General features: G+C 72.7%; 25 protein-coding genes. 5 read left to right on the top strand and 20 right to left on the bottom strand.

Features of this window, described 5'->3' with window-relative positions:
* Positions 1–17: 17 nt before the first annotated feature.
* The 15 genes from metK to pyrR form a co-directional block, all read right to left on the bottom strand.
* On the bottom strand, positions 18–1,226 hold the full coding sequence (gene metK / locus AB0M03_RS18340) for a methionine adenosyltransferase (protein WP_363492586.1): 1,209 nt from the start codon (positions 1,224–1,226) through the stop codon (positions 18–20).
* Positions 1,227–1,373: 147 nt separating this feature from the next.
* Positions 1,374–2,576, bottom strand: coding sequence for a bifunctional phosphopantothenoylcysteine decarboxylase/phosphopantothenate--cysteine ligase CoaBC (gene coaBC, locus AB0M03_RS18335; protein ID WP_363492585.1), 1,203 nt, complete (start codon positions 2,574–2,576; stop codon positions 1,374–1,376).
* Positions 2,577–2,717: 141 nt separating this feature from the next.
* Positions 2,718–2,984, bottom strand: a complete 267-nt coding sequence (rpoZ, locus tag AB0M03_RS18330) for a DNA-directed RNA polymerase subunit omega (RefSeq protein ID WP_030056185.1) — start codon at positions 2,982–2,984, stop codon at positions 2,718–2,720.
* Positions 2,985–3,054: 70 nt separating this feature from the next.
* Complete coding sequence (gene gmk / locus AB0M03_RS18325; protein WP_363492584.1) at positions 3,055–3,612, bottom strand: guanylate kinase; 558 nt, start codon at positions 3,610–3,612, stop codon at positions 3,055–3,057.
* Positions 3,613–3,661: 49 nt separating this feature from the next.
* Complete coding sequence (mihF, locus tag AB0M03_RS18320; protein WP_363492583.1) at positions 3,662–3,988, bottom strand: integration host factor, actinobacterial type; 327 nt, start codon at positions 3,986–3,988, stop codon at positions 3,662–3,664.
* Positions 3,989–4,220: 232 nt separating this feature from the next.
* Positions 4,221–5,060 carry an orotidine-5'-phosphate decarboxylase gene (pyrF, locus tag AB0M03_RS18315; RefSeq protein ID WP_363492582.1) on the bottom strand — a complete coding sequence of 280 codons (840 nt, stop codon included), beginning with the start codon at positions 5,058–5,060 and terminating at the stop codon, positions 4,221–4,223.
* Positions 5,061–5,115: 55 nt separating this feature from the next.
* Positions 5,116–6,063, bottom strand: a complete 948-nt coding sequence (locus tag AB0M03_RS18310) for a dihydroorotate dehydrogenase (protein ID WP_363492581.1) — start codon at positions 6,061–6,063, stop codon at positions 5,116–5,118.
* Positions 6,063–6,854 carry a dihydroorotate dehydrogenase electron transfer subunit gene (locus AB0M03_RS18305; protein ID WP_363492580.1) on the bottom strand — a complete coding sequence of 264 codons (792 nt, stop codon included), beginning with the start codon at positions 6,852–6,854 and terminating at the stop codon, positions 6,063–6,065. Before AB0M03_RS18305 ends, AB0M03_RS18310 begins: the two co-directional genes overlap by 1 nt.
* Before the next feature lie 104 nt (positions 6,855–6,958).
* On the bottom strand, positions 6,959–8,056 hold the full coding sequence (locus AB0M03_RS18300) for a quinone-dependent dihydroorotate dehydrogenase (RefSeq protein WP_363492579.1): 1,098 nt from the start codon (positions 8,054–8,056) through the stop codon (positions 6,959–6,961).
* 71 nt (positions 8,057–8,127) lie between these two features.
* Positions 8,128–11,436, bottom strand: a complete 3,309-nt coding sequence (carB, locus tag AB0M03_RS18295; protein WP_363492577.1) for a carbamoyl-phosphate synthase large subunit — start codon at positions 11,434–11,436, stop codon at positions 8,128–8,130.
* 3 nt (positions 11,437–11,439) lie between these two features.
* Positions 11,440–12,615 carry a glutamine-hydrolyzing carbamoyl-phosphate synthase small subunit gene (gene carA, locus AB0M03_RS18290; RefSeq protein ID WP_363492575.1) on the bottom strand — a complete coding sequence of 392 codons (1,176 nt, stop codon included), beginning with the start codon at positions 12,613–12,615 and terminating at the stop codon, positions 11,440–11,442.
* Entirely contained in the window at positions 12,612–13,172 is a 561-nt protein-coding gene (locus AB0M03_RS18285) for a hypothetical protein (RefSeq protein ID WP_363492573.1), read from the bottom strand. The genes carA and AB0M03_RS18285 overlap by 4 nt, the downstream gene beginning before the upstream one ends.
* Positions 13,169–14,473, bottom strand: coding sequence for a dihydroorotase (locus AB0M03_RS18280; RefSeq protein WP_363492571.1), 1,305 nt, complete (start codon positions 14,471–14,473; stop codon positions 13,169–13,171). Before AB0M03_RS18280 ends, AB0M03_RS18285 begins: the two co-directional genes overlap by 4 nt.
* Positions 14,470–15,447 (bottom strand): aspartate carbamoyltransferase catalytic subunit, encoded by a 978-nt coding sequence (locus tag AB0M03_RS18275; protein WP_030268434.1) that lies wholly within the window; start codon positions 15,445–15,447, stop codon positions 14,470–14,472. Before AB0M03_RS18275 ends, AB0M03_RS18280 begins: the two co-directional genes overlap by 4 nt.
* A gap of 5 nt (positions 15,448–15,452) precedes the next feature.
* On the bottom strand, positions 15,453–16,067 hold the full coding sequence (pyrR, locus tag AB0M03_RS18270; RefSeq protein WP_363492569.1) for a bifunctional pyr operon transcriptional regulator/uracil phosphoribosyltransferase PyrR: 615 nt from the start codon (positions 16,065–16,067) through the stop codon (positions 15,453–15,455).
* 360 nt (positions 16,068–16,427) lie between these two features.
* Here pyrR and AB0M03_RS18265 point away from each other — a divergent pair, with 360 nt between their 5' ends.
* Positions 16,428–16,931 carry a transcriptional regulator gene (locus tag AB0M03_RS18265; RefSeq protein ID WP_014134541.1) on the top strand — a complete coding sequence of 168 codons (504 nt, stop codon included), beginning with the start codon at positions 16,428–16,430 and terminating at the stop codon, positions 16,929–16,931.
* A gap of 96 nt (positions 16,932–17,027) precedes the next feature.
* Here AB0M03_RS18265 and AB0M03_RS18260 read toward each other — a convergent pair whose 3' ends face one another.
* Positions 17,028–17,888, bottom strand: a complete 861-nt coding sequence (locus AB0M03_RS18260) for a hypothetical protein (protein WP_363492567.1) — start codon at positions 17,886–17,888, stop codon at positions 17,028–17,030.
* 239 nt (positions 17,889–18,127) lie between these two features.
* On the opposite strand from AB0M03_RS18260, the gene AB0M03_RS18255 reads away from it, so the two are divergent.
* Positions 18,128–19,075, top strand: coding sequence for a class I SAM-dependent methyltransferase (locus tag AB0M03_RS18255; protein WP_363492565.1), 948 nt, complete (start codon positions 18,128–18,130; stop codon positions 19,073–19,075).
* Positions 19,072–19,575, top strand: coding sequence for a hypothetical protein (locus AB0M03_RS18250; protein WP_363492564.1), 504 nt, complete (start codon positions 19,072–19,074; stop codon positions 19,573–19,575). Before AB0M03_RS18255 ends, AB0M03_RS18250 begins: the two co-directional genes overlap by 4 nt.
* Before the next feature lie 198 nt (positions 19,576–19,773).
* Here AB0M03_RS18250 and AB0M03_RS18245 read toward each other — a convergent pair whose 3' ends face one another.
* The 4 genes from AB0M03_RS18245 to AB0M03_RS18230 form a co-directional block, all read right to left on the bottom strand.
* Positions 19,774–20,598, bottom strand: coding sequence for a thioesterase family protein (locus AB0M03_RS18245; RefSeq protein WP_363492562.1), 825 nt, complete (start codon positions 20,596–20,598; stop codon positions 19,774–19,776).
* A 120-nt stretch (positions 20,599–20,718) separates the two neighbouring features.
* Positions 20,719–21,159: a transcription antitermination factor NusB gene (gene nusB / locus AB0M03_RS18240; protein WP_363492561.1), complete on the bottom strand. Its 441-nt coding sequence runs from the start codon at positions 21,157–21,159 to the stop codon at positions 20,719–20,721.
* Positions 21,160–21,161: 2 nt separating this feature from the next.
* Positions 21,162–21,725 carry an elongation factor P gene (efp, locus tag AB0M03_RS18235; RefSeq protein WP_363492559.1) on the bottom strand — a complete coding sequence of 188 codons (564 nt, stop codon included), beginning with the start codon at positions 21,723–21,725 and terminating at the stop codon, positions 21,162–21,164.
* Positions 21,726–21,790: 65 nt separating this feature from the next.
* Positions 21,791–22,897 carry an aminopeptidase P family protein gene (locus AB0M03_RS18230; protein ID WP_363492558.1) on the bottom strand — a complete coding sequence of 369 codons (1,107 nt, stop codon included), beginning with the start codon at positions 22,895–22,897 and terminating at the stop codon, positions 21,791–21,793.
* Positions 22,898–23,138: 241 nt separating this feature from the next.
* Between AB0M03_RS18230 and rpmG the strand changes: the two genes are divergently transcribed.
* Positions 23,139–23,303: a 50S ribosomal protein L33 gene (rpmG, locus tag AB0M03_RS18225; RefSeq protein ID WP_363492556.1), complete on the top strand. Its 165-nt coding sequence runs from the start codon at positions 23,139–23,141 to the stop codon at positions 23,301–23,303.
* Between the two features lie 73 nt (positions 23,304–23,376).
* Positions 23,377–23,622, top strand: coding sequence for a type B 50S ribosomal protein L31 (locus tag AB0M03_RS18220; RefSeq protein WP_363492555.1), 246 nt, complete (start codon positions 23,377–23,379; stop codon positions 23,620–23,622).
* Positions 23,623–23,659: the final 37 nt, after the last annotated feature.

The following is a 23,659-nucleotide window of genomic DNA, read 5'->3' as shown; positions in this document are numbered from 1 at the left end:
CCGGTGCGACGGCTGGGTCAGGCGCTGACGGCCTTCTTCAGCTGCTCGACGCGGTCGGTGCGCTCCCAGGTGAAGTCCGGCAGCTCACGGCCGAAGTGGCCGTACGCGGCGGTCTGGGCGTAGATCGGCCGGAGCAGGTCCAGGTCGCGGATGATCGCGGCCGGGCGGAGGTCGAACACGTCGGTGACGGCCTTCTGGATCGCCAGGACCGGGACGGTCTCGGTGCCGAAGGTCTCGACGAACAGGCCGACCGGCTCGGCCTTGCCGATCGCGTACGCGACCTGCACCTCGGCGCGGCGGGCGAGGCCCGCGGCGACGATGTTCTTCGCCACCCAGCGCATCGCGTACGCGGCGGAGCGGTCGACCTTGGACGGGTCCTTGCCGGAGAAGGCGCCGCCGCCGTGGCGGGCGTAGCCGCCGTAGGTGTCGATGATGATCTTGCGGCCGGTGAGGCCGGCGTCGCCCATCGGGCCGCCGATCTCGAAGCGGCCGGTCGGGTTGACCAGCAGGCGGTAGTCCTCGGTGACCAGCTTGATGCCCTCGTCGGCGAGCGCCTTCAGCTCCGGCTCCACGACGAACTCGCGGATGTCCGGGGTGAGCAGCGACTCCAGGTCGATGTCGCTCGCGTGCTGCGAGGAGACGACGACGGTGTCGAGGCGGACGGCCTTGTCGCCGTCGTACTCGATGGTGACCTGGGTCTTGCCGTCGGGGCGCAGGTACGGGATGGTCCCGTTCTTGCGGACCTCGGACAGGCGGCGCGAGAGGCGGTGCGCGAGGGTGATCGGCAGCGGCATCAGCTCCGGCGTGTCGTCGCACGCGTAGCCGAACATCAGGCCCTGGTCGCCGGCGCCCTGCTTGTCGAGCTCGTCGTCCTCGCCCTCGACCCGGTGCTCGTGCGCGGTGTCGACACCCTGGGCGATGTCCGGGGACTGCGCCCCGATGGAGACCGACACGCCGCAGGAGGCGCCGTCGAAGCCCTTCTTCGAGCTGTCGTAGCCGATCTCGAGGATCTTGTCCCGGACGAGCTGCGCGATCGGCACGTAGGCCTTGGTGGTGACCTCACCGGCGATGTGCACCAGGCCGGTGGTGATCAGGGTCTCCACGGCGACGCGCGAGGAGGGGTCCTCCTTGAGGAGGGCGTCCAGGATGGTGTCGCTGATCTGGTCAGCGATCTTGTCGGGGTGTCCCTCGGTGACGGACTCCGAGGTGAACAGGCGGCGAGACACAGCGCTCCCTGGGGTTGCAGCGGCTGCTGACTGAATGCCCCGTGAGCAGGGGCATCCGGAAAGACTTGATTCCTGGAGTGTAACGGCCGACCCCCGACATCCGGCACTCCCCCGGTATGGCAGTCGTGTGACCGTTGTTGCGGTCGGTCAGCCGAGGCGTGCGGCCACGGCGTCCCAGACGGCGTCGGCGAGGGCCTCCTTGGGGCCGTGCGGCACCGGGGTCTCGCCGCCGTCGGCGGCCAGGATGGTGGCGGCGTTGGTGTCCTGGCCGAACGCCTTGCCGTCGCCGACCTCGTTCACCACCAACAGGTCGCAGCCCTTGCGGGCGAGCTTGGCGCGGCCGTTGGCGAGCACGTCGTCGGTCTCGGCGGCGAAGCCGACCACCAGCTGGCCGGGGCGGGCCCGGTCGGCGGACAGCTCGGCGAGGATGTCGGGGTTGCGCACCAGGACGACCGGGGCGGGGTCGACCCCGTCCACCTTCTTGATCTTCCCGGCGGCGTACTCGGCGGGCCGGAAGTCGGCGACCGCGGCGGCCATCACCACCGCGTCCGCGTCCGGCACGGCCTTGTGCGCGGCCTCCCGCAGCTGCAGCGCGGTGGAGACCCGCACCACGTCCACGCCCGCGGGGTCGGGGAGCTCGACGTTGGCGGAGAGCAGGGTGACCCGGGCGCCGCGGGCGGCGGCGGTCGCGGCCAGCGCGTAGCCCTGCTTGCCGGAGGAGCGGTTGCCGAGGAAGCGCACCGGGTCGAGCGGCTCGCGGGTGCCGCCCGCGGAGACCACCACGTGCCGGCCGGCCAGGTCCTGCTCGGCGGCACCGCGGGAGAGCACCCGGCGGCAGGCCTCGAAGATCTCGGCCGGGTCGGGCAGCCGTCCCTTGCCGGTGTCCTTGCCGGTGAGGCGGCCGACCGCGGGCTCCAGCACCACGGTGCCGCGGCGGCGCAGGGTTGCGACGTTCTCCTGGGTGGCCGGGTGCTCCCACATCTCGGTGTGCATCGCGGGCGCGAGCACCACCGGACAGCGGGCGGTGAGCAGGGTGTTGGTGAGGAGGTCGTCGGCCAGGCCGTGGGCGGCCTTGGCGAGCAGGTCGGCGGTGGCCGGGGCGACGACGACCAGGTCGGCGTTCTGGCCGATCCGCACGTGCGGCACCTCGTGGACGCTCTCCCAGGTCTCCGTGGCGGCCGGACGGCCGGAGAGCGCGGCCCAGGTCGCCTCGCCGACGAAGTGCAGGGCGGCCTCGGTCGGCACCACGGTGACCTGGTGGCCGGACTCGGTGAACCGTCGCAGCAGATCGCAGGCCTTGTACGCGGCGATGCCGCCGCTGACGCCGAGGACGACGCGCGGTGCGTTCATGGTGGCTGTGTCTCCTTCGGGGGCCGCCCGGGTGGGCTCGACCTCACCCTACGGCGCATCAGACGGCGCGTGCAGCATGACCCCGGGCACAGCGAAGGGCCCGCCGGAACGCGTCCGGCGGGCCCTTGCGCAAGGGGAGGCTCAGGCAGCCTCGACCGCCTCGGCGGTGAGCATGCCGGCGTTGATCTCGCGCAGCGCGATCGACAGCGGCTTCTCGTGCACGTGGGTGTCGACCAGCGGGCCGACGTACTCGAGCAGGCCCTCGCCCAGCTGCGAGTAGTACGCGTTGATCTGGCGGGCGCGCTTGGCCGCGTAGATCACGAGGCTGTACTTGGAGTCGGTCGCCTCGAGCAGCTCGTCGATCGGCGGGTTGATGATGCCCTCGGGCGCGGTCATCGAAGAGGACACGCGAAAACCTTCCGAAAGTGGATTGGTTGATCACACACTGCCTGACGACCGGCTCGACGAGCCGATCCGGTCAGGCTACACCGAGCAAGGCTAGCAGTTCGGCCGCTACCTGCTCGACGGAGGTGTTGACAAGGGTCGTGTCGAACTCCGACTCCGCGGCCAGCTCGACCTTGGCGGCGTCCAGCCGCTGGTCGATCACGTGCTGCGGCTCCGTGCCCCGCCCGGTCAGCCGGCGGACCAGCTCCTCCCAGCTCGGCGGCGCCAGGAAGACCAGCTGGGCCTCGGGCATCGACTCGCGGACCTGGCGGGCCCCCTGCAGGTCGATCTCCAGCAGGACGGGCTCGCCGCGGTCGAGCCGGTCCTGGACCGCCCGCCGGGGGGTGCCGTAGCGGTTGCCGGCGAAGACGGCCCACTCCAGCAGCTCGCCGTTGGCGATCAGCTTCTCGAACTGGTCGTTGTCGACGAAGTGGTACTGGACCCCGTCCCGCTCGCCCGGCCTCGGGTGGCGGGTCGTCACCGACACCGAGAGCCAGACCTCGGGGTACATCTTCCTCATATGAGCGACGACCGTGCTCTTGCCGACCCCGGAGGGGCCGGAGAGCACGGTCAGCCGCGGACGCTCACTCATGCACCGATTATCCCGGATCGCGGACCATCCGGGGACCAGGGGGCCGGAGTCAGGAGGCCGCGCCGCCGAACTCCCGCTCCAGGGAGGCGATCTGGTTGGTACCGAGACCGCGCACGCGGCGGCTCTCGGAGATGCCGAGGCGCTCCATGATCTGCTTGGCGCGCACCTTGCCGACGCCCGGGAGGCTCTCCAGCAGGGCGGAGACCTTCATCTTGCCGATGACCTCGTCATCGGCCTTGCCGGCCTTGATCACGTCGTGCAGCGACGCACCGGAGTGCTTGAGCTTGTTCTTCACGTCGGCGCGCTTCCGCCGAGCTTCGGCGGCCTTGGCGAGCGCAGCGGCGCGCTGTTCGGGGGTAAGGGGCGGAAGAGCCACGCCGTTCACCTCAGGTGTGGATGGAAGGGATGAGCTATGACTGGTGGTGCCCGGCCTCCGGAGAGCAGGCTCTGACCTGCGCAGCGTCGGAAATCCGCCGCTTTCCGGTGACCTACCGCCGGACACTACCCAACTTAGGCCGCCACGTCAGGAAAAGAACACGAAAAGTCCTGGTCAGCCGGGGCAGACACAGGACTTTTCGGGCAAATCCACCTCCCTCGGGGGAGGTTTCTCAGCCGTTTGTGACGCCGCTCACATCCTTGACGAATCGTTCCGCCGCCTCGCGCAGACCGTCGACCGAAGGCCCGTGCTTCAGGACGTCGCGGCTGACGCTGGGCACGACGTTCTTCACCGAGGCCCCGAAGACCCGCGGCAGGTCGGCCGCGGTGGCACCCTGCGCACCCACGCCGGGGGCCAGCAGCGGGCCGTTGATCGCGAGGTCCACGCCCGCCTCGGCGAGGGTCGCGCCGACCACCGCACCGAAGGATCCGAGCGGCTCGGCGCCGGCGTTCTCCGCCGCGAGCCGGCGCAGGATGCCCTGGGCCACGCTCTCGCCGTCCGCGGCGACGGCCCGCTGCACCTCGGCCCCCTCCGGGTTCGAGGTGAGCGCGAGCGCGAACAGGCCGCAGCCGTTCGCCCGGGCCAGGTCCACGGCGGGCTGCAGCGAACCGAAGCCGAGGTACGGGCTGACGGTCAGCGCGTCGGAGAACAGCGGGCTGCCCGGGGAGAGGAAGGTCTCCGCGTACGCGGCCATGGTCGAGCCGATGTCGCCGCGCTTGGCGTCCATCACGACCAGCGCACCGGCCGCGCGGGCGTCGGCGACGCAGCGCTCCAGCACCGCGATGCCCTTGGAGCCGAAGCGCTCGAAGAAGGCGGCCTGCGGCTTGAGCACGGCGACCCGGTCGGCCAGCGCCTCCACAACGGTGCGCGAGAAGGACTCCAGGCCGGCGACGTCGTCGCCGAGGCCCCAGGCGGAGAGCAGGGAGGCGTGCGGGTCGATGCCGACGCACAGCTGCCCCCGGGTGTCGAGGGCCTGGCGCAGGCGGGCGCCGAACGGGGCGAGGGTGGTCATGGGTGTCCTCCGGTCGTCGGGGCGGGCAGAGCTGTGGTCGTACGGGTGCGGCGGGTCAGTCCCGGCGGTGGGCCAGGCCGACGGCGTCGGTGAAGGCGGCCAGGCCGCGGGCGGCGAGCGCGGTGCGCAGCTCGTCCAGGATGCGCAGCGGTGCGGTGGGGTCGTGCAGGAGCGCGGAGCCGATCGCGACGGCGCTCGCACCGGCCGCCGCGAAGGCCAGCGCGTCCAGGCCGCCGGTGATGCCGCCCATGCCGAGGATCGGCACGGTGGGCAGGCGGCCGGCGAGCATCGCCGAGTGCACCAGGTGCACGCAGCGCAGCGCCACCGGCCGGACGGCGGGCCCGGAGAGCCCGCCCGGGCCCGCGGCGAGCGCCGGGCGCAGGGTGTCCGGGTCGATCTCCAGCCCCGGCACCGTATTGATCATCGAGAGGCCGTCCGCGCCGGCCCGGACGCAGGCGGCGGCGATGTCGGTGATCGACAGCACGTCCGGGGCGAGCTTGGCGTAGACCGGCAGTTCGGCGGGGGCCGCCCGACGCACCGCGCGGACCAGGTCGTAGGAGATCGCCGGGTTGGCGGCGAAGACCAGGCCGAGGTCGGCGTGGCTGGGGCCGCCGATGTTCAGTTCCAGGCCGACCACGCCGGGCAGGCCGCCGAGCCGGCCGGCGAGGGCGGCGAACTCCTCGATCCGCTCCCCCGCGATCGACACCACCACCCGGGCGCCGCGCTCGGCGAGCCAGGGCAGTTCCCGCTCGGCGAAGGCCTCGATCCCGGGGCCCGGCAGGCCGAGGGCGGTGAGCAGGCCGGCGGGCGTGGCGGCGGCCCGCGGCGTCGGGTGGCCGGCCCTGGGCCGCGGCATGACCGTGCGGGTGGTCACGGCGCCCAGCGCGTCCAGCGGGACGAACTTGGCGAGTTCGCGCCCCGCGCAGCCCGCCGCCGTCAGCAGCGGGTTGGGCAGGGCCAGCGGGCCGAAAGGCGCACGGAGGTCGACGTCCTGCGGCTCCATCACACCCCCTCCAGGTCGGCCGGCACCGTGCCGATGTCCGCCCAGCGGACCCGGGTGCCGTCGAAGACCGGGCCCTCGGTGCAGGCCCGGGCGAAGCGGCTGACCCCGTCCGCGCCGATCACCGGGACGACGCAGGCGGCGCAGAGGCCGGTGCCGCAGGGCAGGTCGGTGGCGAGCAGCGCCCAGCACCGGATGCCCAGGTCGGCCGCGACCGCGGCGGTCGGCGCCAGCACGTCGGGCGGGCCCGCGGCGAAGACCACCGAGGCGTCGATGGCCCGGGCGGCCTGCGCCAACGGTTCGAAGACCAGGCCGGTGAGGCCGGCCGAGCCGTCCTCGGTGACCACCAGCACGTCCTGGGTCAGCGCCCCGGCCCGCTCCACGCCGTGCAGCGCGGCGGCGGTCGGGGCGCCCAGCAGGAAGCCGAGCTGGCCGCCGCGGGCCTTCAGCTGCTCGCCGAGGGCGAGGAGCGGGGCGCTGTGGGCGCCGTGGCCGACCAGCAGCGCCCGTACCGGCTCGTCGGTGAGCGGGAAGGGGGTGCCCAGCGGGGCGATCAGGTCGACGGTGCCGGTGCGGGGGCCGCCGGCGACCACCAGCTCCAGGGTGCCGGCCGCGGCGTCGGCCCGGGCGATCGGGACGGCGTCCCGGACCACCGGGTGCTCGCCCGCCAGTGAGGCGAAATGGCCCGGCCGCACCCGGGGCGCGGCCTCGGGCGCCCGCAGCACCAGACGCTGGTACGCGCCCTCGGCGGCGCACCCGACCACCTCCGCCCGGCACCGCACCGGATGGGCCATCGCTGCTACCTCCCGATCGAACGATTGCGGCTGACCTGCGTCCGCACGTGCAACGGGCCGGCGTGCCCGCAGGTCACGGCACGATCCTCCCGCCTCGCGCGGGTCTACGCCTTGGCGGTGCCGACCGCGTCGGCGATCGTCCGGTGGCCGCTGGCGCGCAGGCGGGCGGAGAGGCCCTTGTGGACGCGGCGCATCCAGAAGGGGCCCTCGTAGACGAAGGCGCTGTAGCCCTGCACCAGGTCGGCGCCGTGGAGGATCCGCTGCCAGGCGTCCTCGGCGGTCTCGATGCCGCCGACCGAGACGATCGCGAGGCGGCCCTCGGTGCGGGCGCGGAGCCGCTGCAGCACCTCCAGCGAGCGGGCCTTGAGCGGAGCGCCGGAGAGGCCGCCCATGCCGATCTCCTCGACGCGGGAGGCGTCGGTGGCCAGGCCCTCGCGGCCGATGGTGGTGTTGGTGGCGATGATGCCGTCCAGGCCGAGGGTGAGTGCCATGTCGGCGATCTCGTCGATGTCCTCGTCGGCGAGGTCGGGGGCGATCTTCACCAGCAGCGGGACGTGGTGGGTGGTGACCTCGTCGGCCGCCTTGCGGACGTCCCACAGCAGCGGGCCGAGGATCTGCACGGCCTGCAGGTTCCGCAGGCCCGGGGTGTTCGGCGAGGAGACGTTGACGACCAGGTAGTCGGCGTGCGGGGCGAGGCGCCGGGTGGACTTCAGGTAGTCCTCGGTGGCGTCGGCCTCCTCGACGACCTTGGTCTTGCCGATGTTGACGCCGACGACCGGCGTGTAGCTGGTGCGGACGCGGCCGGCCAGGCGGGCGGCGACCCGGGCCGAGCCCTGGTTGTTGAAGCCCATCCGGTTGATCAGGGCACGGTCCTCGATCAGCCGGAAGAGCCGCGGGGCGGGGTTGCCGGGCTGCGGCTCGCCGGTGACGGTGCCGATCTCGACGAAATCGAAGCCGAGCATGGACAGGCCGTCGATGCCGATGCCGTCCTTGTCGAAGCCGGCGCCGAGGCCGAACGGGCCGGGCAGGTCCAGGCCGAGCGCGGTGGTCCGCAGTGCGCGGTCGCGCGGGGCGAGCACCAGCCTGACGAGCTGCCGCAGGCCGGGGACGGAGGCGGCCAGCCGGATCCAGAAGAAGGCGAGGTGGTGGGCCTTCTCCGGGTCCATCTTCTTGAAGACCAGGTCGAACAGGAGCTTGTACACAGCGCCCTTCCTGAGCGTGAGCAGGGCTGTGGGGGGCACCAAGGTCTCCGGTGCCCCCCACGGTGGTCGGACTACTTGCGGCCGGCGTTGATCAGGGCCGCGTGCTCCTGGAGCGACATCACGCCGACGTCGCCGCGCAGCAGGGCGTCGATGCCCTGCACGGCCGCGCCCATCGCCTGGACGGTGGTCAGGCAGGGCACGCCGCGGGAGACGGCGGCGGTGCGGATCTCGTAGCCGTCGAGGCGGCCGCCGGTGCCGTACGGGGTGTTGATGATCAGGTCGACCGCGCCCTCGTGGATCAGCTGGACGATGGTCTTCTCGCCGCCCGGGCCCTCGCCCTCGCTGTGCTTGCGCACCACGGTGGCGGGGATGCCGCCGCGCTGCAGCACCTCGGCGGTGCCGGTGGTGGCGAGCAGTTCGAAGCCGAGCTCGGCGAGCGCGCGGGCCGGGAAGACCAGGTTGCGCTTGTCGCGGTTGGCGACCGAGACGAAGACCTTGCCCTTGGTGGGCAGGGCGCCGTAGGCACCGGCCTGGGACTTGGCGTAGGCGGTGCCGAAGACCCGGTCGATGCCCATGACCTCGCCGGTGGAGCGCATCTCCGGGCCGAGCACGGTGTCGACGCCGCGGCCGGCCACGTCGCGGAAGCGCGACCAGGGCAGCACGGCCTCCTTGACGGAGATCGGGCAGTCGGCGGGCAGGGTGCCTCCGTCGCCCTCGGCCGGGAGCAGGCCCTCCTGGCGGAGTTCGGCGATGGTGGCGCCGAGCGAGATCCGGGCGGCGGCCTTGGCCAGCGGGACGGCCGTCGCCTTGGAGGTGAACGGCACGGTGCGGGAGGCGCGCGGGTTGGCCTCCAGCACGTAGAGGATGTCGCCGGCCAGCGCGAACTGGATGTTGATCAGGCCGCGGACGCCGACGCCGCGGGCGATCGCCTCGGTGGAGGTGCGCAGCCGCTTGATGTCGTAGCCGCCGAGGGTGATCGGGGGCAGCGCGCAGGCGGAGTCGCCGGAGTGGATGCCGGCCTCCTCGATGTGCTCCATGACGCCGCCGAGGTAGAGCTCGGTGCCGTCGTAGAGGGCGTCGACGTCGATCTCCACCGCGTCGTCGAGGAAGCGGTCGATGAGCACCGGGTGCTCGGAGATCAGGCCGGCGTGGCGCTCCAGGTAGGAGGCGAGCGAGGCCTCGTCGTAGACGATCTCCATGCCGCGGCCGCCGAGCACGTAGCTCGGGCGGGCCAGCACGGGGTAGCCGATCTCGTCGGCGATGGCCTTGGCCTCGTCGAAGGAGAAGGCGGTGCCGTGCTTGGGGGCGGGCAGGCCGGCGTCGCGCAGGACGCGGCCGAAGGCGCCGCGCTCCTCGGCGAGGTCGATCGCCTCGGGCTGGGTGCCGACGATCGGCACGCCGTTGTCCTTGAGCGCCTGGGCGAGGCCGAGCGGGGTCTGGCCGCCGAGCTGGACGATGACGCCGGCGAGCGGGCCGGCCTGCTGCTCGGCGTGGACGATCTCCAGGACGTCCTCCAGGGTGAGCGGCTCGAAGTAGAGCCGGTCGGAGGTGTCGTAGTCGGTGGAGACGGTCTCCGGGTTGCAGTTGACCATCACGGTCTCGTACCCGGCCTCGGCGAGCGCGAAGGAGGCGTGCACGCAGGAGTAGTCGAACTCGATGCCCTGGCCGATGCGGTTGGGGCCGGAGCCGAGGATGATCACGGCGGGCTTGGTGCGCGGGGCGACCTCGGTCTCCTCGTCGTAGGACGAGTAGAAGTACGGGGTCCTGGCGGCGAACTCGGCGGCGCAGGTGTCGACGGTCTTGAAGACCGGACGGATGCCGAGGGCGTGCCGGACCTCGCGGACGACGTCCGGGCGAAGGCCGCGGATCTCGCCGATCTGCTGGTCGGAGAAGCCGTGGCGCTTGGCGTGGCGGAGCAGCTCGGGGTCGAGCTTCTCGGCCTCGGCGAGCTCGCCGGCGATCTCGTCGAGCAGGAAGAGCTGGTCGACGAACCACGGGTCGATCTTGGTGGCCTCGAACACCTCCTCGGGGGTGGCGCCGGCCCGGACGGCCTCCATGACGGTGTTGATCCGGCCGTCGGTCGGGACGACCGCCTTGGCGAGCAGCTCCGCCTTGTCGCCGACGGGGCCCGTCCAGGAGAACTGGCTGCCCTTCTTCTCCAGCGAGCGGAGCGCCTTGTTGAGCGCCTCGGGGAAGTTGCGGCCCATGGCCATGGCCTCGCCGACCGACTTCATGGTGGTGGTGAGGGTGGCGTCCGCGGAGGGGAACTTCTCGAAGGCGAAGCGCGGGACCTTGACGACGACGTAGTCGAGGGTCGGCTCGAAGGAGGCCGGGGTCTGCTCGGTGATGTCGTTGGGGATCTCGTCCAGGGTGTAGCCGACGGCCAGCTTGGCGGCGATCTTGGCGATCGGGAAGCCGGTGGCCTTGGAGGCGAGCGCCGAGGAGCGGGAGACGCGCGGGTTCATCTCGATGACGATGACCCGGCCGTCCTCGGGGTTGACGGCGAACTGGATGTTGCAGCCGCCGGTGTCGACGCCGACCTCGCGGATGACGGCGATGCCGATGTCGCGGAGGATCTGGTACTCGCGGTCGGTGAGGGTCATCGCCGGGGCGACGGTGATGGAGTCGCCGGTGTGGACGCCCATCGGGTCGAAGTTCTCGATGGAGCAGACGACCACGACGTTGTCGTGCTTGTCGCGCATCAGCTCCAGCTCGTACTCCTTCCAGCCGAGGATGGACTCCTCCAGGAGCACCTCGGTGGTCGGCGAGAGGGCCAGGCCCTGGCCGGCGATGCGGCGCAGGTCCTCCTCGTCGTGGGCGAAGCCGGAGCCGGCGCCGCCCATGGTGAAGGAGGGGCGGACGACGACGGGGTAGCCGCCGAGGGTCTCGACGCCGCGGAGGACGTCGTCCATCGAGTGGCAGATCACCGAGCGGGCGGACTCGCCGTGGCCGATCTTGGCGTTGACGGCCTCGACGACGCCCTTGAAGAGGTCGCGGTCCTCGCCCTTGTTGATCGCCTCGACGTCGGCGCCGATCAGCTCGACGCCGTACTTCTCGAGGGTGCCGGCCTTGTGCAGGGAGATCGCGGTGTTGAGCGCGGTCTGGCCGCCCAGGGTCGGCAGCAGCGCGTCGGGGCGCTCCTTGGCGATGATCTTCTCGACGAACTCGGGGGTGATCGGCTCGACGTAGGTGGCGTCGGCGATCTCCGGGTCGGTCATGATCGTGGCCGGGTTGGAGTTGACCAGCACGACGCGCAGGCCCTCGGACTTGAGGACGCGGCAGGCCTGGGTGCCGGAGTAGTCGAACTCCGCCGCCTGGCCGATGACGATCGGGCCGGAGCCGATCACCAGGACGGACTTGATGTCGGTGCGCTTCGGCACGGGTCAGCTCCCTGCGGTGGTACGGGCCGGGGCGCCGGCCATCAGGTCAACGAAGCGGTCGAAGAGGTACGCGGCGTCGTGCGGGCCGGCCGCCGCCTCCGGGTGGTACTGCACCGAGAAGGCGGGCGTGTCCAGGCACTGCAGGCCCTCGACCACGTCGTCGTTGAGGCAGACGTGGGAGACCTCGACGCGGCCGAACGGGGTCTCGCTGACCTTGTCCAGCGGCGCGTTCACGGCGAAGCCGTGGTTGTGCGCGGTGACCTCGACCTTGCCGGTGGTGCGGTCCTGCACCGGCTGGTTGATGCCGCGGTGGCCGTACTTGAGCTTGTAGGTGCCGAAGCCCAGGGCGCGGCCGAGGATCTGGTTGCCGAAGCAGATGCCGAAGAACGGGGTCTTCCGCTCGAGCACGCCGCGGGCCACGGCGACCTGGTGGTCGGCGGTGGCCGGGTCGCCCGGGCCGTTGGAGAAGAAGACGCCGTCGGGGTCGACCGCGTAGACGTCCTCGAGGGTGGCGCCCGCGGGCAGCACGTGCACCTCGATGCCGCGCTCGGCCATCCGCTGCGGGGTCATCGCCTTGATGCCGAGGTCGAGGGCGGCGACGGTGAACTTCTTCTCGCCGATCGCCGGGACGACGTAGGGCTCGGTGGTGGCGACCTCGGCGCACAGGTCGGCGCCCTTCATCTCGGGCGCCTCCAGCACGCGGGCGAGCAGGGCCTGCTCGTCGGCGAGGGCCGGGCCGGAGAAGATGCCGACGCGCATCGCGCCGCGCTCGCGCAGGTGGCGGGTGAGCGCGCGGGTGTCGATGCCGCTGATGCCGACGACGCCCTGGTCGGCGAGCTCCTCGTCCAGCGAGCGGCGGGAGCGCCAGTTGGAGGCGACCCGGGCGGGATCGCGGACGACGTACCCGGCGACCCAGATCCGCTTGGACTCGTCGTCCTCGTCGTTCCAGCCGGTGTTGCCGATCTGCGGGGCGGTCATCACGACCACCTGGCGGTGGTACGACGGGTCGGTCAGGGTCTCCTGGTAGCCGGACATGCCGGTGTTGAAGACCGCCTCGCCGAAGGTCTCGCCGACGGCGCCGTACGCCTGGCCGCGGAACGTCCGGCCGTCCTCCAGGATGAGCACGGCGGGCACTCGCTCCCGCCTGGTGCGAGGCGTGGTGGGGGCAGGTGCGGTCATGGGGCGGCCTCTTCCGTCTTCTTCGTCTTCGTTCGTTCGATCAGAGCCTCGACCGCCTCGACCCAGGCGGGGTGCTCGTCGGGGTGGTCGGCGCGGAACCCGGAGTCCAGGGCGGTGCCCCGGTGGTCCCAGGTGACGACCAGCAGCCCGGAGGGGACGACCTTGCCGGCGATCCCCGAGTCGCGCCGGGCGCCGGTGAGCGCCCCGGCGGGGATCCACAGGTCGGCGTCGCCGGGGCGGCGGACCAGCAGGCCCTGCCCGGTGAGGGTCAGCTCGGCCAGGCTGCGGTTGCCCAGGCCGTGCGCGACGACCCGGTCCAGCCAGTTACCCGCGGTGGTGGTCCCGTGGTAGCGCCCGGCCGCCTCCAGCAGCGGCGCCCCGGGGTCGTCGGGGGCCGCGGGCAGCGGGGGCAGGTCGGACTGCAGCGTGCGCCGCCAGTTCCAGCCCTGCCGCATCAGCCAGTAGACGAGCGCGATCAGGATCAGCAGACCGACCGTCCAGCCGATGTAGCCCGGCCAGTTGGTGACCCTGGCCTGCTCGGTGGCGAAGGCGGTCACGCCAGCCCGTCCCGGTCCGCCAGCTCGCCGGCGAGCACGGTCGCCCTGCCGCGCAGGAAGGTGGCGTGCACGCGTCCGGGCAGGTCGAGGCCGCGGTACGGGGTGTTTCGGCTGCGGGTGGCGAAGCTCTCGGGATCCACGGCACCACGGTACGCGGGATCGAAGAGCACCAGGTTCGCCGGCTCACCCACCGAGATCGGGCGGCCCTGGCCGGTGAGACGGCCGATCCGCGCCGGGCGGTGCGACATCCGGTCGGCGACGGCCTCCCAGTTCAGCAGGCCGGTGTCGACCATGGTCTGCTGGACGACCGACAGCGCCGTCTCCAGGCCGACCATGCCCATCGCGGCGACCGCCCACTCGCAGTCCTTGTCCTCCGCGGGGTGCGGGGCGTGGTCGGTGGCGACCGCGTCGATGGTGCCGTCGGCGAGCGCGGCGCGCAGCGCCTCCACGTCGGCGGCGGTGCGCAGCGGCGGGTTGACCTTGTAGACCGGGTCGTAGGTGCGCACCAGCTCGTCGGTGAGGAGCAGGTGGTGCGGGGTGACCTCGGCGGTGACGTTCCAGCCCTTGGCCTTGGCCCAGCGGATGATCTCGACCGAGCCGGCCGTGGAGACGTGGCAGACGTGCAGGCGGGAGCCGACGTGCGCGGCGAGCAGCACGTCGCGGGCGATGATCGACTCCTCGGCTACGGCCGGCCAGCCGCCGAGCCCGAGCTCGCCGGAGACCTGGCCCTCGTTCATCTGGGCGCCCTCGGTGAGACGGGGCTCCTGGGCGTGCTGGGCGACGACGCCGTCGAAGGCCTTCACGTACTCCAGGGCGCGGCGCATGATGACCGCGTCGTCGACGCACTTGCCGTCGTCGGAGAAGACCCGGACGCCGGCCGCGGAGTCGTGCATCGCGCCGAGCTCGGCGAGCTTCTTGCCCTCCAGGCCGACGGTGACGGCGCCGACCGGCTGCACGTCGCAGTAGCCGGACTCCTGGCCGAGCCGCCAGACCTGCTCGACGACACCGGCGGTGTCGGCGACCGGGAAGGTGTTGGCCATCGCGTGGACGGCGGTGTAGCCGCCCTTGGCGGCGGCCTGGGTGCCGGTGAGGACGGTCTCGGCGTCCTCGCGGCCGGGCTCGCGCAGGTGGGTGTGCAGGTCGACCAGGCCGGGCAGGGCGATCAGGCCGTGGGCGTCGATGTCGACGTCCGCCTCGACGGTCAGGCCCTCGCCGATCGCCGCGACGACGCCGTCGGCGATGTGGATGTCCTTGGGGGCGCCGCCGAGGATCTGGGCGTTGCGGATCAGGTAGCTGGTCACTGGGCGGTCTCCGAGGAGTCGGTGCGGGGGCTGTCGGCGAGGGTCGCGCCGCCGAGCAGCAGGTAGAGGACGGCCATCCGGATGGAGACGCCGTTGGCGACCTGCTCGACCACGGTGCAGCGCGGCGAGTCGGCGACCTCGGCGGTGATCTCCATGCCGCGGACCATCGGGCCGGGGTGCATCACGATGGCGTGCTCGGGCAGCTGCGCCATCCGGATGCCGTCCATGCCGTAGCGGCGGGAGTACTCGCGCTCGGTGGGGAAGAAGGCGGCGTTCATCCGCTCGCGCTGCACGCGCAGCATCATCAGCGCGTCGGTCTTCGGCAGCACCGCGTCGAGGTCGTAGCTGACCTGGCAGGGCCAGTTCTCGATGCCGATCGGCACCAGGGTGGGCGGGGCGACGAAGGTGACCTCGGCGCCGAGCGTGGTGAGCAGGTGCACGTTGGAGCGGGCGACCCGGCTGTGCAGGACGTCGCCGACGATGGTGACCCGGCGCCCGGCGAGGTCCCGGCCGGGGCCCGGGTTGAGGTGGCGGCGCATGGTGAAGGCGTCGAGCAGGGCCTGGGTGGGGTGCTCGTGGGTGCCGTCGCCGGCGTTGATGACGCTGCCGTGCAGCCACTCGGACTGGGCGAGCCGGGCGGGCGCGCCGGAGGCGTGGTGCCGGATGACGACGGCGTCGGCGCCCATGGCCTGCAGGGTGAGCGCGGTGTCCTTGAGGCTCTCGCCCTTGGAGACCGAGGAGCCCTTGGCGGAGAAGTTGATGACGTCCGCGGAGAGCCGCTTCTCGGCGACCTCGAACGAGGTCTTGGTCCGGGTGGAGTCCTCGAAGAAGAGGTTGACGACGGTGCGGCCGCGCAGGGTGGGCAGCTTCTTGACGGCCCGCCCCGAGAGCTGCGCGAGCTCCTCCGCGGTGTCCAGGATCAGCAGGGCGTCGTCGCGGGCGAGGTCGGCGGTGGAGACGAGGTGGCGCTTCACGCGGGTCACTCCGGAAGGTGCGTTTCGGCGGCGAGCGCCTGGGTGGACCGGGCCGAGAAGTCGCGGTCGCCGACCAGGACGGCGTCCCGGCCGTCGGCGTCGGCGAGCTGGACCTGGACGGCCTCGCGCAGCGAGGTGGGCAGGTTCTTGCCCACGTAGTCGGCGCGGATGGGCAGCTCGCGGTGGCCTCGGTCGACCAGGACGGCGAGCTGGACGGCGCGCGGGCGGCCGATGTCGCTGAGGGCGTCGAGCGCGGCGCGGATGGTGCGGCCGGAGAAGAGCACGTCGTCGACGAGGATGACCAGCTTGCCGTCGATGCCGTCGGCCGGGATCTCGGTGTGCTCCAGGGCGCGGGCGGGCTTCAGCCGCAGGTCGTCCCGGTACATCGTGATGTCCAGGGTGCCGAGCGGGATGTCGCGGCCGGTGATCTGGGTGAGCCGGGCGTGCAGCCGGCGGGCCAGGTGGACGCCGCGGGTGTGGATGCCGAGCAGCACGACGTCGTCGGCGCCCTTGGCGCGCTCCACGATCTCGTGGGCGATCCGGGTGACGACCCGGGCGACGTCGCTCGCGTCCAGCACCTGGTGCGGCGGGCGCGGAGCAGTGGGATTGTCAGTGGTCATGCCGAAGCGGACCTCCTTCCCCGCCTCACGGGACGGGTCTTAAAGGATGTCTGGGATTGGCGCCCGGCGCACCGGGGCCGCGCCCATGCTATCAGTGCGGTCCGCACGCCCCGGGAAGGCGCCGTTCCGGTTGGTGTCACCGCAGGTCACCCGGGCCACCGGGGCCCGGTTCACGGGTCTGTCGCGCGCTATTCGCACGACTGCCCCATTCGGCTTGACGCGACTACCTCACTCTACGTAACCTCACAGTGAGTTACGGGACCGGCGCCGTACCCACCGGTTCGGAGGACGGTCCGCGGTCACCACCCGCGCTCTCGTGGCTCGTCACTGCACGCGAAGCAATATTGTCCGGGGAGATCAATGTCCAGCGACTACGCGAAGCAGCTCGGGGCGAAGCTCCGGGCCATCCGCACTCAGCAGGGTCTCTCCCTGCACGGCGTCGAGGAGAAGTCCCAGGGTCGCTGGAAGGCCGTCGTCGTCGGTTCGTACGAGCGCGGCGACCGTGCCGTGACCGTACAGCGCCTCGCCGAGCTGGCCGAGTTCTACGGCGTCCCGGTCCAGGAGCTGCTGCCCGGCGGCACCCCGGGCGGTGCGGCCGAGCCGCCGCCGCGCCTGGTCCTCGACCTGGAGAGACTGACCCAGGTCCCGTCCGAGAAGGCCGGCCCGCTGCAGCGCTACGCGGCCACCATCCAGAGCCAGCGCGGCGACTACAACGGCAAGGTGCTGTCGATCCGCCAGGACGACCTGCGCACCCTGGCCGTCATCTACGACCAGTCGCCCTCCATCCTCACCGAGCAGCTGATCAGCTGGGGCGTGCTGAACCCCGACGCCCGCCGCGCCGTCCGCGAGGAAGACGCCGGCTGATCCCCTCCTCCTTGCAGAAACGTCACGGCGGGGCGTGCGGCACCGGCTGCACGCCCCGCCGCGGCGTGTCCGGCGCCTCCCCCGCGGCACCCGCGGTCAGCACACCGTCCCCAGGCTGAAGCCCGGCCGGGCCGCCACCTCGTCCAGCTGGACCGCCGCCGGCACGTAGCCGTGCCCCTCGCTCTGCCAGGCCCACGCCACCTGCCGGTACTCGCCGCAGGCGCCCGCCGCCCCCTGCGAACCGTGCAGCAGCGCAGCCCCCGGCAGTTCGCGGTACAGCCCGGCGCAGAGCACGGCGCAGACCAGGTCCAGGTCCTCGTCGTTGATCCGCACCACGCCGTCCTCCCAGTGCAGGATGCGGGCCTCCGCCTCCAGCCGCCCGCCAGGGGCCTCCACCGCGCACAGGAACCGGTACGCGCCGAACCCGGCCCCCACCAGCATCCGCCGGAACAGCTCCGAGGCCTGCTGGTGCGACTGCCGCACCCGCTGGCCCGTCTCCGGCCCGCCGTCGCCGTCGCCCAGCAGCAGCTCGATGTGGCGCAGCGTCAGCCCGCTCTCCCGGGCCCTGACCAGCCGCGGCACGAAGTCGCCGACCAGCTCCTCGCCCTGGTAGGGCAGCAGTTGCGTCTGCAGCGGCGGATTGACGAGGTACCTGTCCCGCGAGGCCGGCTCCGCCGGGTCCAGGCGGTGCAGCAGGCAGAAATCGGCGAAGTCGTCGAGGTGGAACATCCGGGCCTGCACGGCGCCGTAGGTGCGGCGCGCCTCCGCGAGGAGCACGGCGGTGTCCAGCAGGTAGCTGTCGAAGTCCGCGGCGTCGGTGAGGTGCCAGGCGCGGGCCCGCTCGAAGTCCTCCCGGCAGGTCAGGATGCCCGTGACGAAGGCCTTGTCGCCGTGCGGCCGGCCCGCGGGGGCGTGGGCGCAGCGGGAGGGCCGGGGAGTGCGGGGGTTGCGGGGCATCGTGGCTCCTGCGGGGTGGGGCGTGTCGGTCGTCGACGGCTGTCCGTCGCAGCTCTTCCTCCCCACCCCCGCGGATCGCACACACACCGGGTGTCACAGCCCTGTAACTGAAAGCGACGAACACGAGTGCGGGCCGACCGCCCGGGGCATCGGTGCGACCCCAGGTGCCCCCCGCACCCCTGCGGCGTCGCCCCGCGTTGCGCAGGTGAGCGGGGCGGCAGTAGGTTCGCCCACCGATCTTGTCCCTTCGCCGACTGGAGCCGTTCGCCGTGCCGCTGCTGGAGATATCAGACCTGGTGGTGGTCCGCGACCCGGTGACGGCCGAGCGGCTGCCCGTCCGCAAGGACGGGGTCGTGGCCGAGCTGCTGGCCGCCGGCGACCGCCGCGGTGCCCGGATCGCCGCGGCGATGCCTGCGGTCGACGGCGTGCTCGACCCGCTGGCGGTGGACCGCCGACTGGTCGCCGTGCACACCGAACTGCAGCGCCTCAGCGAGGAGTTGCGGATCGGCGACCGCCTCGCCGACCTCCTCGTACCGCTGCTGGCCGCCGTCCGGGCCGAGCGGGCGGATGCCGCCCCGCTGCGGGTCGTCGACATCGGCTGCGGGCTGGGTTACCTGGTCCGTCGGCTGGCGGCCGACGGCAGGCTCGGTGCGGACGTCGAACTGGTCGGCGTCGATCTCAACGCCGCGCTGGTCACCGAGGCCGAACGGCTGGCCCGGGACGAGGAGTTGCCCTGCCGCTTTGTGCACGGCGACGCCTTCCGGCTGCCCGAGCCGGCCACCGTGTACGTCTCGACCGGCCTGCTCCACCACATCCGGGGCGCCGCGCTGGAGGCGTTCTTCGCCGCACAGGCGGGGCCGGGGACGGCGGCCTTCTGCCACTTCGACATTGCCGCCAACTCGCTTGCCCCGATCGGCGCCTGGGTCTTCCACCGGGCCCGGATGCGGGACCCGCTGGGGCGGCACGACGGCGTGGTCTCGGCGCAGCGGGCGCACGGCGACGCCGAGTTGTTGCAGGCCGCGGCCCACGCCGGGCCGCTGGTACCGCTGTTGTACGAACCGCGGGGGCGGAGCAACCCGTTCTGCACGACGCTGCGGCCCGTACTCGGCGTACGGCCGGAGCTGGAGGCGCCGTTCCGGGCGGCGCTGGGGCCCCGGGGTTCGGCCCGGCTGGTGGGTGCGGCATGAGTGCGGCGCTGCTGGTGCTGTTGGCCGTACTGGACGCGGCGTTCGCCGGATTCCGGGCCTCGGCCGGGCGCGACGCACGCATCCGCAAGCGGCAGGCGAACCTCCGGGCGGCCCGGCGCGGGCTGCTGGTGGGTGCGCCGCTGCTGCCGGCGGCCGCGCTGGTCGCCGGTGCGGTGCTGGTCGCGGCCGACGACCGCACCGCCCGGTTCCGCGAGCTGGTCGCGGCGGGCGACCGGGCGGCGCTGGTCGTGGTGCCGTACGCGCTGGTGGTGTTCGCCGGGCTGGGGTGCTACCTGCTGGGGTCGTTCCGGGTCGGCACCCTGGCGATGGTGATCGGGCTCGGGCCGTTGACCATGCTGCGGCCGCTGGTGGTGGTCGGAGCGGTTGCCGCTGCCGGCTGGCACTCCCCCGCGGGCGCAGCCGTCACGGCCACCACCGGCCTCGGCCTCCTCCTGGTCGAGCCCCTGGTCCACCGCCGCTGGTACCCCGCCCCCGCCTGACCCGGGCCGAGGTGACCCCTCAGGGGCGCGCGGGGCACCTCCCGACCGAAGGCTGGGGGGAGAACTGCGCCATCAGGGAGCGGGCCGTCTGACGGCACAGGCCCACCACAAGTACCCACACTTGATCAGTCGGCCACTCCCCCATTGCGCAGTTCCCCGCGCCCCTGAGTGGTCGGCCGCACCCGGTTCATCGACCCCTCAGAGCCGCGGGGCGCGGGCGAGTTGGCGGGACTGGGCCACCAGGCGGCCGGCTTCGTCCCAGATCTCGCAGTCCTCCTCGAAGTAGCCACCGGCGAGGTTGCGGGTGGTGTGCGAGACGCGGAGCCAGCCGGGGGCGGGCTTGGCGCGGAGGTGGACGGTGAGTTCGACGGTGGGGGCCCAGCCGGGGAGGCCGAGGTCGAAGGTGACCGGGGGCAGGGCGTCCGCGACGAGGAGGAGCAGCAGCGGGTCGGGGCGGCGGCCGTCGGCGAGGCGGAACCAGCCCTGGATGCGGCCGTTGCGGGAGGGCTGGCCGAGGGCCCAGCCGACGGTGGCCGGGTCGAGTCGAAGGTCGAACCGCTGGAGCAGGGCGGCCTGTTCGATGAACTGCGGCGGGGCGTGCTCGGCGCCGATGCACTCGTCGGGCAACGGCATGACGGGCGGCTTGGCGCTGGTGGCGACGTCGCCGTCGAGGGTGGCGAGGTCGCCGTAGGTGGCGAGGACGCGCAGCCGTTCCTCGCCGCCCTGTGCGAGGACGGCGGTGCCGGTGGTGAGGGTGCGGCCGCGGCGGACGGTCTCGGTGCGGACGGTGGCCGGGCCGGGGCGGGAGGCGGAGAGGTAGTGGCCGGTGATGGAGAGCGGGTCGGGGTGCTCGCCGTGGGAGAGGGAGAGGGCGTGGCCGGCGACGGCGAGCAGCAGGCCGCCGTTGACGCCGCCGCCGATCTGCCAGCCTTCGCCGAGCTCGGCCTCGTACGTGCCGGGTTCCGCGGCGTGCGGGGTCAGCGCGATGCCCTGGTCGAACTCGCTGCGGGTCGCCGTGGTCATGGGTGGTACGCCCTTCGCCTAAGACATTACTGATGAGTAGCCTACGCCCCCGCCGGGAACGTGCGAAGGCCGCCGGACCGATCGGTCCGGCGGCCTCTCGCGGCGTCGGTGCGGTGTCGCTCAGTCGCGGCGGATCTGCGGCTTGAGATCCATGAACCGGGCGAGCAGACCGTTGACGAACGCCGGGGACTCGTCGGTCGAGTACTCCTTGGCGATCTCCACGGCCTCGTCCAGGACGACCGCGTCGGGGACGCCGTCCTCCCAGATCAGCTCGTAGGCGCCGATCCGCAGCACGTTGCGGTCCGCGATCGGCATCCGGTCCAGCGTCCAGCCCACGGAGTAGGTGGCGATCAGCTCGTCGATCCGGCGGGCGTGCTCCGAGTACCCCTCGATCAGCTGCATGGTGTACTCGCCGACCTGCGGGGTGGTCTCACCCGCCTTGGCCTCCCGTGCCCGGCCCACCCACTCGGCGAGCACGCGCTCGGGCGCGACCCCCCGGTGGTCGGCCTCGAAGAGGATCTGGAAGGCCCGGGTGCGGGCCTTGGTGCGCGCGTTGGACACGATTACTTGACCCGGCCGAGGTAGCTGCCGTCGCGGGTGTCGACCTTGACCTTCTCGCCGGTGGTGACGAAGAGCGGGACCTGGATCTCGGCGCCGGTCTCCAGGGTGGCCGGCTTGGTGCCGCCGGTGGAGCGGTCGCCCTGGACGCCCGGCTCGGTCTCGGCGATGGTGAGCTCGACGGCGGCCGGGAGCTCGACGTACAGCGGGACGCCCTCGTTCTGGGCGACCAGGGCCTCGAAGCCCTCGAGCAGGTACTTGGCGGCGTCGCCGACGGTGGCGGAGTCGACCGGGACCTGGTCGTAGGTGTCCATGTCCATGAAGACGAACGCGTCGCCGTCGCGGTACGAGTACTGCATGGTGCGCTTGTCGACGTTGGCGGTCTCGACCTTGATGCCGGCGTTGAAGGTCTTCTCGACGACCTTGCCGGTGAGGACCTCCTTCAGCTTGGTGCGCACGAAGGCCGGGCCCTTGCCGGGCTTGACGTGCTGGAACTCGACGACGGACCAGAGCTTGCCGCCGTCCAGCTTGAGGACCATGCCGTTCTTGAGATCGTTCGTGGAAGCCACGGGCGCACTTACTCCTGATATAGCTGTCAAGGAACCAAGGGTGCGCGGCCGTGCCGCCGGGGCGGCTACAGCGCGAGGAGCTCCTTGGTGGTGATGGTGAGCAGCTCGGGCCCGCCCTCCTCGAGGGGGCGCACGACGAGCGTGTCCTCGATCCGGACTCCGCCCCGCCCCGGGAGGTGGACCCCCGGGCCGACGGTGACCGGCACGCGATTGTCCAGTTTACCCATGTCGGCGGGTCCCAGGCGCGGCGCCTCCCGGATCTCCAGGCCGATGCCGTGTCCGAGCGGGTGGGCCGGGTTCTCGGTGTGGCCCGCGGCCTGCAGCACCTCGCGGGCGGCCAGGTCGGGTACGGACTCCGAGACGCCGGGGCCGAGTGCCTCGCGGCCGGCGCGCTGGGCGCGGAAGACCAGGCGGTGCAGCTCGACCTGCCAGGGCGCGGGGGCCGCACCGATGACGAAGGTGCGGGCGGTGGAGACGCCGTAGCCGCGGTAGCAGGCGCCGAGCACGACCGTGAGGAAGTCGCCCTCCTCGACCCGGCGGTCGGTCGGCTGGTGGGACTCCAGGCCGGAGTGGCTGCCGGTGCCGACGGACACCGGGAAGGCAGCCCGGTCGGCGCCGTGGTCGATCATGCGGCGCTCCAGCTCCATCGCCAGGTGGCGCTCGGTGCGGCCGACCAGGATGGACTCGAGCAGTTCGCTGAGCGCCTGGTCGGCGATCTCGGCGGCGATCCGCAGGTCGGCGATCTCGTGCTCGTCCTTGACCACGCGCATCCGCTCGACCGCGGTGCCGAGGTCGGCGAGCCGGACGCCCTCGGCGATCCCGGCCACCGCGCGGTGGCGTTTGACGGTGAGGTCGTGCTCCTCGACGGCCAGGTCGGCGACACGGAGCCGGCCGGCGGCCTCGGCGGCGGCCAGTGCGGTGTCGGTGTCGGCGGGCACCAGCAGCTGGGCGACGTCGGGGCCGAGCAGGTGCTCGCCGCTCTCGTCGGGCGGCAGGTCGTCGGGCAGGGCGAGCAGGGAGCGCTCGCGGGTGATCAGCAGGCTGGCACCGCAGGGCGGGCAGCCGGTGAGGTAGCGGACGTTGGCGGCGCGGGTGATCAGGGCCGCGTCCACTCCCGAGGCACTGCAGTACTCCCGCAGGTGCTCCCGCCGGGCCTCGTACGCATCGGACATGCCACGAGCGTACGAACTGCGGACGCCGCGCGCCCGTCGAGCAGGGCGGGCGGCCCGCCGCTGCGCGAAAAGGGCCGGAAGAGTGCCCGGGGAGGGCGCGCGGAAGCTCCGGGCGCGGGTCGGCTCCGGCGGGAATGGACGGGCACCGGGCTGTGTTGGAGCCGTATGAAAACGACTTCCGTTCCCAAAAGAAGCTCCGAGAGGAGCCCGGAGCGGGGGTCCGAGCCCGCGAGGAGGACAGATGGCCCGCAGCGAACTCCGCCCGGTCGTCCGGCTGAGGTCGACCGCCGGCACCGGCTTCACCTACGTGACGCGCAAGAGCCGCCGCAACGACCCCGACCGGCTGGTGCTGCGCAAGTACGACCCGGTCGTGGGGCAGCACGTCGCGTTCCGCGAGGAGCGCTGACCGCCCGCACCGACCGCACGCCCGCCCGACATCCCGTCCGACATCCCGTCCGACCCTCCGAAGGAGCAGCCGCATGAAGCACAGCATCCACCCCGCCTACCGTCCGGTCGTCTTCCGCGACAAGGCCGCCGGCACGTCCTTCCTCACCCGCTCCACGCTCGGCTCCGCGTCGACCGTCGAGTGGGAGGACGGCACCGTGTACCCGGTGTTCGACGTCGAGACCTCCTCGGCGAGCCACCCCGTCTGGACCGGGCGGGCCCGCGTGCTCGACCAGGCGGGCCGCGTCGAGCTGTACCGCCGCCGGTACGGCCGCGGCTGACCGCACGGAAACGGCGCCCCCTCCCGGCCGGGAGGGG

Origin of the sequence: Kitasatospora sp. NPDC051914 (genome assembly GCF_040680995.1) — a bacterium.
Classification (GTDB): domain Bacteria; phylum Actinomycetota; class Actinomycetes; order Streptomycetales; family Streptomycetaceae; genus Kitasatospora.
This window is presented reverse-complemented; position numbering and strand designations above follow the sequence as displayed.

What these genes read in the sequence shown, in the direction of transcription:
- carA (WP_363492575.1), bottom strand. Translation starts at nt 12,615, where the DNA reads ATGACCGCACCTGCCCCCACCACGCCTCGCACCAGGCGGGAGCGAGTG.
- gmk (WP_363492584.1), bottom strand. Translation starts at nt 3,612, where the DNA reads ATGAGTGAGCGTCCGCGGCTGACCGTGCTCTCCGGCCCCTCCGGGGTC.
- AB0M03_RS18230 (WP_363492558.1), bottom strand. Translation starts at nt 22,897, where the DNA reads ATGTCCGATGCGTACGAGGCCCGGCGGGAGCACCTGCGGGAGTACTGC.
- AB0M03_RS18245 (WP_363492562.1), bottom strand. Translation starts at nt 20,598, where the DNA reads ATGACCACGGCGACCCGCAGCGAGTTCGACCAGGGCATCGCGCTGACC.
- AB0M03_RS18250 (WP_363492564.1), top strand. Translation starts at nt 19,072, where the DNA reads ATGAGTGCGGCGCTGCTGGTGCTGTTGGCCGTACTGGACGCGGCGTTC.
- AB0M03_RS18310 (WP_363492581.1), bottom strand. Translation starts at nt 6,063, where the DNA reads ATGGAGCCGCAGGACGTCGACCTCCGTGCGCCTTTCGGCCCGCTGGCC.
- AB0M03_RS18220 (WP_363492555.1), top strand. Translation starts at nt 23,377, where the DNA reads ATGAAGCACAGCATCCACCCCGCCTACCGTCCGGTCGTCTTCCGCGAC.
- AB0M03_RS18260 (WP_363492567.1), bottom strand. Translation starts at nt 17,888, where the DNA reads ATGCCCCGCAACCCCCGCACTCCCCGGCCCTCCCGCTGCGCCCACGCC.
- pyrF (WP_363492582.1), bottom strand. Translation starts at nt 5,060, where the DNA reads ATGACCACCCTCGCCCCGTTCGGCGCCCGCCTGCGCCAGGCCCTCGAC.
- AB0M03_RS18305 (WP_363492580.1), bottom strand. Translation starts at nt 6,854, where the DNA reads ATGGCCCATCCGGTGCGGTGCCGGGCGGAGGTGGTCGGGTGCGCCGCC.
- rpmG (WP_363492556.1), top strand. Translation starts at nt 23,139, where the DNA reads ATGGCCCGCAGCGAACTCCGCCCGGTCGTCCGGCTGAGGTCGACCGCC.
- coaBC (WP_363492585.1), bottom strand. Translation starts at nt 2,576, where the DNA reads ATGAACGCACCGCGCGTCGTCCTCGGCGTCAGCGGCGGCATCGCCGCG.
- pyrR (WP_363492569.1), bottom strand. Translation starts at nt 16,067, where the DNA reads ATGACCACTGACAATCCCACTGCTCCGCGCCCGCCGCACCAGGTGCTG.
- AB0M03_RS18265 (WP_014134541.1), top strand. Translation starts at nt 16,428, where the DNA reads ATGTCCAGCGACTACGCGAAGCAGCTCGGGGCGAAGCTCCGGGCCATC.